9 protein-coding genes are annotated in these 9,536 nt (G+C 74.1%); 2 read left to right on the top strand and 7 right to left on the bottom strand.

Annotated features, from left to right (window positions below):
* Window positions 1–139 precede the first annotated feature (139 nt).
* The 6 genes from ACWGJO_RS39900 to ACWGJO_RS39875 all read right to left on the bottom strand — a co-directional run bounded on the left by ACWGJO_RS39900 (window position 140) and on the right by ACWGJO_RS39875 (window position 6,489).
* Window positions 140–1,072 carry a hypothetical protein gene (locus tag ACWGJO_RS39900; protein WP_452190630.1) on the bottom strand — a complete coding sequence of 311 codons (933 nt, stop codon included), beginning with the start codon at window positions 1,070–1,072 and terminating at the stop codon, window positions 140–142.
* Entirely contained in the window at window positions 1,073–2,548 is a 1,476-nt protein-coding gene (locus tag ACWGJO_RS39895; RefSeq protein ID WP_452190628.1) for a phenylacetate--CoA ligase family protein, read from the bottom strand. It abuts the gene before it with no gap.
* Window positions 2,549–2,862: 314 nt separating this feature from the next.
* Complete coding sequence (locus ACWGJO_RS39890; protein WP_452190626.1) at window positions 2,863–3,489, bottom strand: hypothetical protein; 627 nt, start codon at window positions 3,487–3,489, stop codon at window positions 2,863–2,865.
* Between the two features lie 304 nt (window positions 3,490–3,793).
* Window positions 3,794–4,225, bottom strand: coding sequence for an SRPBCC family protein (locus ACWGJO_RS39885; protein WP_452190624.1), 432 nt, complete (start codon window positions 4,223–4,225; stop codon window positions 3,794–3,796).
* A gap of 55 nt (window positions 4,226–4,280) precedes the next feature.
* Entirely contained in the window at window positions 4,281–5,291 is a 1,011-nt protein-coding gene (locus ACWGJO_RS39880; protein WP_452190622.1) for an aldo/keto reductase, read from the bottom strand.
* A gap of 232 nt (window positions 5,292–5,523) precedes the next feature.
* Complete coding sequence (locus ACWGJO_RS39875) at window positions 5,524–6,489, bottom strand: alkaline phosphatase family protein (protein WP_452190620.1); 966 nt, start codon at window positions 6,487–6,489, stop codon at window positions 5,524–5,526.
* Between ACWGJO_RS39875 and ACWGJO_RS39870 the strand changes: the two genes are divergently transcribed.
* Window positions 6,481–7,302, top strand: coding sequence for a GntR family transcriptional regulator (locus tag ACWGJO_RS39870; protein ID WP_452190618.1), 822 nt, complete (start codon window positions 6,481–6,483; stop codon window positions 7,300–7,302). The genes ACWGJO_RS39875 and ACWGJO_RS39870 overlap by 9 nt on opposite strands.
* 93 nt (window positions 7,303–7,395) lie before the next feature.
* Here the strand turns inward: ACWGJO_RS39870 and ACWGJO_RS39865 are convergent, their stop codons facing one another.
* On the bottom strand, window positions 7,396–7,917 hold the full coding sequence (locus tag ACWGJO_RS39865) for a hypothetical protein (protein WP_452190616.1): 522 nt from the start codon (window positions 7,915–7,917) through the stop codon (window positions 7,396–7,398).
* Between the two features lie 324 nt (window positions 7,918–8,241).
* Between ACWGJO_RS39865 and ACWGJO_RS39860 the strand changes: the two genes are divergently transcribed.
* The gene (locus ACWGJO_RS39860; protein WP_452190615.1) at window positions 8,242–9,303 is read left to right on the top strand and encodes an AraC-like ligand-binding domain-containing protein; all 1,062 of its coding nucleotides are present in this window, start codon (window positions 8,242–8,244) and stop codon (window positions 9,301–9,303) included.
* Window positions 9,304–9,536 lie beyond the last annotated feature (233 nt).

Genomic DNA, 9,536 nt, shown 5'->3' with positions numbered 1-9,536 from the left:
CTGCCCCGGTCCAGCGTTCCCGTGCTCGTCGTGGATGTTTTTTTATACGTCGACGTCCGTGATGTTCTCCTCTCATATCGTCGGCTGCGTCAGTTGTGTATAAGAGACCGACGGTAGGGCGACCGACGACACCAGGGCCCTATGTCCCTTGGGGTGCGCCCTCGGGGACGGGGGCGGCGAGGGCGGCGGCGGGTTCGGTGCGGGAGGGGGCGGGCGGCGGGAGCTGGTGGCCCGCGCGCCACTGGGCGGTGGTGCGCTCGCCTCCGTGGCGGCGCCGCCAGTACAGGTGCTGGGCGACGATCAGCGGGCCCAGCGCGGTGAGCAGCGGGAATCCGGTGGTGAGCCAGCCGAGGGCGAAGCAGGCGCTGACGGCGCTGGTGGTCAGCAGTCCGGTGAGGGCGGCGACGGCGGCGGCGGTGCGGCCGTGGGCCTTGGCGGCGACCAGCGGGTACAGGACGAGCAGCAGGAGGTCGCCGAGGCCGACGGCGACGGGGGCCGGGCCGCCGGTGAGGGCGAGCATCGGGGCGAAGGGGCGGTCCTGGACCTGTTCGAAGAAGCGGGTGGTGGTGTCGGTGAGGGTGGTGGCGGTGAGGTCGTAGCCGGTGAGGACGGCGGCCAGGGCGGCGGTGTGGGTGGAGCGCAGGCCGCTCTGGGTCCAGAGGTTGGCGACGCCGACGACGGCGGTGGCGATGATCAGGTCGCTGCCGGCCCGGGCGGCGCCGGGGTGGCCGGTGAGGGCGGCGAGCGTGGTGGCGGCGGTGGCGGTGAGGGCGGCGGCCCAGGACCAGGGGGTGGCGCGCAGCCGGGTGCCGGCGAGCAGCGGGGCGAGGGTGAACTGGACGGCCAGGCAGCCGACGAGGCCGAAGACGGCGGAGACGGCGGCGCCGGGCAGGGCGGTGTAGAGCAGCGGGGCGAGGACGACGCCGGCGCACAGGACGGCGATGTCGCCGCCGGTGTAGACGCCGACCGGGGGGCGGGGCATCCGGATCCGGGCGAGGTACCGGGCGGCCAGGGCCAGTTCGGCGGCGACGGCGGCGCTCAGTGCGGCCAGGGCGGCGGGGTCGGCGTTCATTCAGCGCCTCCCGGGGGCACGGTCGAGGGTGTCGAGGGTGTCGAAGGTGTGCTCGCGCAGGTCGGCGCGCAGGGGCGCGGTGGGCGGCATGGCGGCGCGGTCCTCGTACAGCACGATGTCGGACAGCCGCAGGCCGGCGGCGTGGGCGCGCTCCTCCAGGCGGCCGCGCAGGGCGGTGGCGGGCAGGCGGTCGACCAGCAGGTGCAGGCGGGCGGGTCCGTGGGGGCCGTCGGGGCCTTCGGTGAGGGCGTGGCGGGCGGGCAGCGGGACCTCCGGTTCGGCCTCGACCAGGTCGAGCACCTCGCGGGTGGTGACGGTGCGGCTGAGCGGCCCGTTCCAGCGGCCGAGGATCTCGGAGGTGGCGGGCAGGTGGGCGAGTTCGCAGGTGGGCGGCTCGGCGGGGAGGCGGACGAGGTCGCCGGTGGCGTAGCGCAGCAGCAGGGTGCAGTCGCGGTAGGGCACGTAGGGGGTGTGCACGACGGTGCCGCTGGCGCCGGGGGCGGTGGGCTGCCAGGTGAGCGGGTCGAGGACTTCGAGGTGTCCGAACTCGGTGGTGTGGTGGAGGTGGCCCCGGGTGCAGGGGGTGGCGCCGGAGGGCAGGATCTCGGTCATCAGGTAGGCGGAGGTGGCGGTGGCGCCGAACACCTCCTCGGCGCGGCGGCGCAGGGGCGCGGAGAGCACCTCGCCGCCGACACTGATCGACCGCAGGCCGAAGTCGGCGCTGCGCCACTTGCGTTGTTCGGCTTCCTGGACGAGGGCGGCCAGGTAGGAGGCGGAGGTGGTCAGGTGGGTGATCCGGGGGTCCTTGCCGGGCAGGCCGAGCGGGGCGGCAAGGCGGTCGAGGGCCACGGCGGGGCCGACGGTGCCGAACTGGACGAACCCGGCGCCGGCGCGGGTGGCCGACTCCTCGGCGTTGACCAGTGGCAGGGTGGCGCGGGAGCAGCCGGCGTAGGCGACGGTGTGGCGGGGGCGCAGGCCGAGGCCGAGCACGGCGGAGATGGTGCTGAAGGCGACGGCGCATTCGAGTTCGGCGCGGGAGAACCACACCGCGGTGGGGGTGCCGCTGGTGCCGGTGGTGAGCGCCATCAGGACGGGGGTGGCGGCGTCCGAGACGAAGGCGGCGGGCAGGGCGCGCAGCGCCTGTTTGGGGGTGACGGGGACGCGCGACCAGTCCTCGGGCTCCAACCGGGCCGGGTCGAGGTCGAGTTCGGCGAACTGCCGGCGGTAGTGGGCGGTGTGCCGGGCCGCGGCGCGGGCGGTGGCGCGCAGGCTGCGCCGGGCCACCTCGCGCCGCACCTGCGGGTCGACGTGTCCGGCCCGGCCGGGCAGCAGGGCGGAGTCCTCGCCGGGCTCGCCGAACTCGGCGATGGTGGCGACCAGGTCCCGCGCGAGGCGTTCCAGGTCGTTCGGGCGTATTCGACGGTTCGTCAGGATTGCTGCGCCGTAACGCAGTTGGCTCAGTGCGGTCGCGAACAAGCGGACTCCCCAGGCCAGGGTCGGACGGTACGCCACCCGGCCCTGGCCGGGGTCGATCGGATCAGGCCCCGATCAGGTCAGACCATGTGGAGGAACATGGCGGCGGTGAGGGTGCTGAAGGCGTACTTGAGGTAGTGCTTGACCATGATCGGTTCTCCCTCGTACGGGCCGGCCGGCCGCCCTGACCGGGCGCGGCAGCGGATGCCCGTGGCCGGTTCTGGCCGACGGGCAACGGCAGTATAGGGACGGTTCGGCCACCCGCAACAGCCTGTGTGCACGGCCAACCTTCCGTCTGTTCACGTCAGTTCGTGGTGTCAGCACTCCAGGAGGGTGCAACTCCAGTGCATGCCGCGCCCCATGCCGGCCAGGGCGATCAGGTCGCCGTAGCGGCCGTCGCTGATCGTCTCGCTGGCCCGCCAGCGCAGTTCGGGGTGGCCGCGCCCGGCCACCGCGGCGCCGGCGCCGTCGGAGAACAGCAGCGAGTTGGTGTGCATCCGGTTCCAGCAGGGCTCGCACGTCCGGTTCGCCCCGACCACCAGCGCCCGCTGGTACTCGGGGTGGGTGGCGAAGCGGCCGGCGAGCAGGTCGAAGCAGGTGATGCCGCTGACGCAGCCCTGGCCGACGAGGACCGCCTCGGCACGGCGGGCGCCCAGCCGGTCCTGGAGGCTCGCGGCCGCGTCCCAGTACAGGTATTCGGGGATGTCGGTGATCGCGAGGACCACCAGGTCCAGCTCGGCGGGGTCGGTGCCCGCTTCGTCCAGGGCCGCCCGGGCCGCGTCGACGGCCAGGTCGGTGAGCCCGACCCCGGCCGGGCTGCGGTGGACGGCGCGGTAGCCGTACGCCAGGACGCGTTCGACGTCCTCGGTGTACTCCGACGCCACGTCCGCGACGGCGACGGGCTCCCCGAGGGCCGATCCGAACGACAGCAGTCCGCAGTCCACGCCACTGCCCCTTCCGGCCGCGCGGCTCGCATGTCCGCGCACTGTTCGACACCGGAAAGGTGCCGCTTCCGCCGCCGAGGGAGTTCGTCATCGAACTTCCGTTCCCCGGCCCGGCCCGACGCCCCGTCAGGCTATACAGCGCCGAGAAGCCCTGACCAGCACCGACACCGGCACCCTCGCCGCACGGGCGGACGACGGGTCACGGCGCCGGCGGGATCCCGGCGTGCGTGAGGGCGAGATCGACCGTGCGGTGCATGACGGCGCCGGGAACGGCGGGACGCCGGCGCCGGGGCGGGGGCCCCGCTCAGCCCGCGAGGGCCTGGGCGAGGGTCTTGTCGAGGGCGTCGAGGCCGTCGGCGTAGATGCCGGCGAACAGGTCGACGACCTCCTGCTCGGTGGCGTTGTCGGGGTTGAAGCGGCCGGACCACTGGACCTCGGCGATGTCGTCACGGCCGGGGACGGCGTGGACGCGCAGGGTCGAGACGTAGCCGGTGACCGGGAAGGGGGCCCGGAGGATGGCGTAGCTGTACTGCCGCTCGGTCTCGTTGAAGTCCACGAGGCGCTCGACGATGACCTCGCCCTCGGGGTTCTTCAGGCTGCGGACGCGGCCGCCTTCGGACGCGGTGCTCTCCGGGATGTAGGGGAGCCAGTCGGGCAGGGCGTCGAAGCCGCCGACGAGGTTCCAGACCCGGTCGGGCGAGGCGGGGACGATGCGGCTGACGGAGGTGGAGGCCATGATCGTTTCTCCTGTACTGCGGCGGGGGTGCGGGGCGGGGGCGTGGGGTGGGGGTTCAGGCGCCGTTGGGCAGCGGGGCGGCCGGGGCGACCAGGCCGGCGGCGCGCAGTTCCTGCCAGAACGCGGCCGGGACGGTCTCGTTCAGCGCGGCGAGGTCCTCGGCGATGCGGCTGGGCCTGGTGGCGCCGGGGACGACGGCGGCGGTCACCGGGTGGGCGAGGGAGAACTGCAGGGCGGCGGCCTTGATGGACACGCCGTGCCGGGCGGCGACGGCCTTGAGGCGGGCGACCTTCTCGATGATGTGCGCCGGGGCGGCCTGGTACTCGAAGTGGGCGCCGCCGGCGAGGATGCCGGAGCTGTAGGGGCCGCCGACGACCATGTCGACGTTCTGCTCCTGCGCCATCGGGAGCAGGCGCTGCAGCGCGTACTCGTGGTCGAGCAGGGTGTAGCGGCCGGCCAGGAGGAAGCCGTCGGGCTTGGGCTCGTCGAGGGCGAGGGTGAGCTCGATGGGCTCGGCCTTGTTGACGCCCAGGCCCCAGGCCTTGATGACGCCCTCGTCGCGCAGGCGGGACAGGACGCGGAAGGCGCCGGTGCGGGCCTCCTCGAACTTGGCCAGCCACTGGTCGCCGTGGAAGTCCTGGGCGATGTCGTGGACCCAGACGATGTCCAGGCGGTCGGTGCCCAGGCGCTTGAGGCTGTCCTCGATGGAGCGCTCGGCGGCCTCGGCGGTCCACACGTGGAGCATCTTGTTGGGGTTGCCGTGCTCGAACAGGCCGCCCTTCTCGCCGAGGTCGCGGGCGCCCTCCTCCACCTCGTCGAGGATGACGCGGCCGACCTTGGTGGACAGCACGTACTCGTCGCGGGGCTTGGCGGACAGCACCTCGCCGAGGCGGGTCTCGGAGAGGCCGGCGCCGTAGAAGGGGGCGGTGTCGTAGTAGCGGATGCCGTGCTCCCAGGCCGCCTCGACGGTGGCCAGGGCCTCGGTGTCGGGGATCGCGCGGAACATGTTGCCGAGGGGGGCGGTGCCGAAGCCGAGCGTGCCGGGGAGGAGTTCCTTGAGGGACATGTCAGTGCCTTTGCGGAGCGTGCGGGGGTCCGTGGGGAGGGGTGCCCGCCGGGGGTTGCGCCTGCGCCGAGCAATTGGTGCAGACGCGCCTTACATGCAGAAACAATAGTTGCACACGCGCTGCAATGCAAGAGGTGGGCCGCTCCGGGGCAGCGGCGGGCAGGGGCGGGCCGGCACGGCCGCGGGGGGGGGCGGGGCCCGGCACCCCTCCCCCGCCCGCGCGCCGCCCGGCTCAGGAGGCCGTGAAGGCGACCTGGTCGACGGTCCAGAAGGCGCTGTTCGTGCTGGTGTAGCGGAACTGGAAGCGGGCGGTGGTGGCGCCGGCGGGGATGGTGACGGGGAGGTTCTCGACGGTGTTGAGGTCGCTGCGGTAGGACTTCACCGGCTGCGGGGCGCCGTTGTCGAAGAGCACGTGGACGTCGCCGGTCTGCGGCCCGTCGATCTTGTAGTTCGTCGCGAAGGACAGCACTCCGCGGCTCGCGCCGGAGACCGGGTAGGCGGGGCCGACCAGGGTGGAGTCGAACTGGCCGGTGCCGTGCGCCTTGTCGTCCCACTCGTCGGAGTCGGCGACGGCGAAGACGTTGCGGGCGCGCACATTGGTCTCGCGGGACTGGCCGAGCTGGGCGGCGGTCCAGAACTCGTCGGTGGCGAAGGTCCAGCCGCGCCACTCGGTGACGCCGCCGGTGGGCATGCGGGAGTTGTCGATGCTCCAGCCGGCCGGCGGGGTGTGGGTCCAGCCGTTCACCGCGGCCGGGATGCCGCTCTCGTCGGCGCGGGCCTGCAGGCCCGGGCGCAGCGCGTCGAAGGCGTCGGGGGCGATCTCGTCGATCGGGCGGCCGTCGAGCTGCCGGGCGGGGTCGACGGGGGCGCCCTCGTGCTTGAGGACGGTGGGGGCGATGTCGACCGGCTTGACGTCGTAGCGGCGCGAGCCGGGGGTGCAGCCGGCACCACTGGCGATCAGGAAGGTCTGGCGCTCGTCGGCGCTGTTGCCGCCGTGGCCGCCGGCGTCGGTGTGGCCGTGGTCGGTGGTGACGAGGATCAGCCAGTCCTCCGCGGCGTACGTGGGGCGGGACCTGACGGCCTGGAGGACCTGGCCGACCAGGGCGTCGGCGGAATGGAGGGCGGCCGCGTACTCGGGGCTGGCGCCGCCGGGCCGCCCGGCCCGGACGGCGCTCGATACGCTTGCGCGGTGAACCACCCCATCCCCAGGGCCGTCCCCGAGCCCGCCCGCGCCGGCGTCCCCGAGCACGGCCGGGTGCCCAAGTACTACCTGGTCAAGGCCCGCCTGGAGGAGCTGATCGCCGAGCTGGGCCCGGGCGGGCGGCTGCCCACCGAGGTCGATCTGGCACAGCGTCACGGGGTCGCGCGGGCGACGGTGCGTCAGGCGCTGCGCGAGCTGCTGCTGGAGGGCCGGTTGCGGCGGCAGGGCCGGGGCACGGTCGTGGCCGGGTCGAAGATCGAGCAGCCGCTGTCCCTGAGCAGCTACACCGAGGGCGTCTCGCGCCAGGGCCTGCGCCCGGGCCGCACCCTGATCGCCCTGGACCGGCTGCCCGCCGACGCGGCGATGGCCCGGCTGCTGGAGGTCCCCGAGGGCGAGCCGCTGTGGCACCTGGAACGGGTGCTGCGCGCGGACGAGGAGCGCGTCGGACTGGAGTCCACGTACGTGCCGGTCGCCCGGGTGCCCGCGCTGGCGCGGGACTTCGACCCCGAGGGGTCCTTCTACGGCTATCTGCGCGAGCAGGGGGTGCGGCTCGGCGCCGCCGACGAGCGGATCGAGACGGTGCTGGCCAGCCCGCGCGAGGCCCTGCTGATCGGCACCCCACCGGCGCTGCCGATGCTGCTGCTGCACCGCCGCAGCCTGGACGCGGCGGGGCGCCCGCTGGAGCAGGTGCGCACCCTCTACCGCGGGGACCGGTTCAGTTTCACCCTCGCGCTGGGCGCCCCGGACGCCCCGAGCGCCCCGAGCGCCCTGGGGGCTCCGAAAGCCCCGGACGCCCCGGACGCGAACTGACCGTCCGGCGGCCGCGGGTCCGGCCGCCGCCGGCAGGGCGTACGGGGCATGCAGGGCGTACGGGGCGTACGGGGCGTACGAAACGTCCGGGTGTCAGCAGGTGCCGACGCGACCGTTGTACGAGGACCAGACCGGCACCCAGGGGCTGTTGTTGTCGTGCGGGCGGTAGACGACGAAGTTGCCGTCGTTCTGCATGCGCGCCCAGTTGGCGCTGGGGTTGCAGCCGAGGGCGGTGCCGGACCACCACTTGGCCTTCTTGAAGGTGTCGTAGACGACGAAGTTGCCGTCGTACTGCATGATCACCTTGCCCGGGCCGCCGCTGTTGGTGCCGCTGGCCCACAGCGCGTAGCCGGTGTTGGTGTCGTACTCCACGAGGTTGCCGTCGTTCTGGTAGAGCAGCCGGTAGTCGCCGTTGCCGGAGACGAGCGAGTCGCCGGGCAGCAGGCAGTTGCCCCAGTTCATGTGGTCCCAGCCGCTCGGGTTGCGCGTGCAGTTCCACTCGCTGTTGACGTCGGCGGAGGCGCTGGTGGCGGTCGTCAGTCCGGTGACCGAGGCCAGTGCCAGGGCGGCGCCGACCAGGGACAGGGCTCGCTTGACCGTTCCGGTGTTCCTCATCGTTCCCCTCGTTTCTGCTGCGGCACGGTTCCCGACCGGCCGCGGCACGGTGTCGTGGACGGCTGGACGGACCCGGGGCCCGCCCGCCGTCGTGCGGTGGGACCGGGGCCTCTCGACCCCCGCGTCCATGGCAACGGGATGCGGGCGGCGGCCGGTTCACCGGGATCCCCGCGGCCGGCCGCCGGACCGGGGGCCGGGCGGAGGCCACCGGGCCCGGCCTTGTAGGTTTCGGTGTCACCGGCTGCAAGGAGCCGGTGACACCTGGTGGGGAGGGGAGCCCGGCCGGGCAGGAAGGGGACGGACCCCGGAAGGAAAGGGCGGACAGTGGCCACGAGCACGCAGAGCGTGTTCCGCAGCGAGGGCGTACCCGTGACGGAACGGTTCGACTGCTGGCGGGAGTTGGTCAGCCGCACCCGGGACAGCGAGGTGACCAGCGTCCACTGCGACGACTTCCGGGCGGAGATGCGGCGCCTGGAGCTGGGCCCCGTAACCCTCCTGCGCAGCTCCTTCCAGCCGACCCGCTTCCACCGCACCGCGCGCCGGGTGCGGCGCTCGGACCCGGAGGTGTTCCACCTCACCCTGCTGCTCGACGGCGGTTTCACCCTGACCCGCGACACCGGGCGCACCGAGACCTTCGGGCCCGGCAACCTGCACATGCTCGACAGCTCCCACCCGTTCGACCTGCGGGCCTTCGGCTCCCGCGCCGCCCGCTCCCCCGGCGACCTGCGGATCGAGGCCGTCGGCGTCGACTTCCCCTCCGCCCTGCTGCCGGTGCCGCCGCACCGGCTGGAGGACCTGCTGGGCCGCGGCTTCTCCTCCCGGGAGGGCACCTGCGCGCTGCTCTCGGACTTCCTGCTCAACCTTGACCGGCAGGCCGCCCTCCTGGGCCCCGCCGACGCCCCCCGCCTGGGCGGCGTCGTGGTCGACCTGGTGGCCGCCTGGCTCGCCCGGGAGGTGGACGCCGAGGCCGCCGTGCCCGACGACAGCCGGCAGCGGGCCCTGGTCGAGCACGTCCGGGCCTTCATCGGACGCAACCTGCACGACCCCGAACTGACGCCCGCCGTGATCGCCGCCGCCCACCACATCTCCGTCAGCTACCTGCACCGCCTCTTCGGCCGGGAGTCCGGCGGCGAGACCGTCGCCGCCTTCATCCGCCGCCGCCGGCTGGAGCGGGCCCGCCGCGACCTGGCCGACCCCGCGCTGCGCGCCCTGCCCGTCCACGCCGTCGCCACCCGCTGCGGCCTGCCCCGCGCCGCCGAGTTCAGCCGCGCCTTCAAGGCCGCGTACGGCCTCTCCCCCCGCGAGCACCGCCACCGCGCCCTGACCGGGAACGGGAGCGGGACCGGGAGCGGGACCGGGACCGGGACCGGGACCGCCGGCGGGTAGCCGTACGGGCGGCGCGGCCCGTACCAGCCGGGCCCGCGGGCGCGAAAACCCCGCATCGTGAGCACCTGGTGCGCACGAGCGGGCGGGAATCCCGGTTCAGTGCACGCAATGCCAAGAAGTGTCCACTCAGTGCCAACACGGCGGGGGTGACGCCCTGGCATCCTCCCTGAGGGACACCGCGCAGCGGAACGTCGAGTTCCGTTCCGCGCCGGCGGCCCGGCACGCCACGGGGG

The organism is Kitasatospora sp. NPDC054795 (genome assembly GCF_053611565.1).
The sequence above is the reverse complement of the archived record's forward strand: the minus strand, read 5'-3'. Positions and strand labels throughout refer to the sequence as shown.

Excerpts from the sequence above, each read along its gene's own strand:
- ACWGJO_RS39900 (WP_452190630.1), bottom strand. The coding sequence starts at position 1,072 with ATGAACGCCGACCCCGCCGCCCTGGCCGCACTGAGCGCCGCCGTCGCC.
- ACWGJO_RS39885 (WP_452190624.1), bottom strand. The coding sequence starts at position 4,225 with ATGGCCTCCACCTCCGTCAGCCGCATCGTCCCCGCCTCGCCCGACCGG.
- ACWGJO_RS39880 (WP_452190622.1), bottom strand. The coding sequence starts at position 5,291 with ATGTCCCTCAAGGAACTCCTCCCCGGCACGCTCGGCTTCGGCACCGCC.
- ACWGJO_RS39865 (WP_452190616.1), bottom strand. The coding sequence starts at position 7,917 with ATGAGGAACACCGGAACGGTCAAGCGAGCCCTGTCCCTGGTCGGCGCC.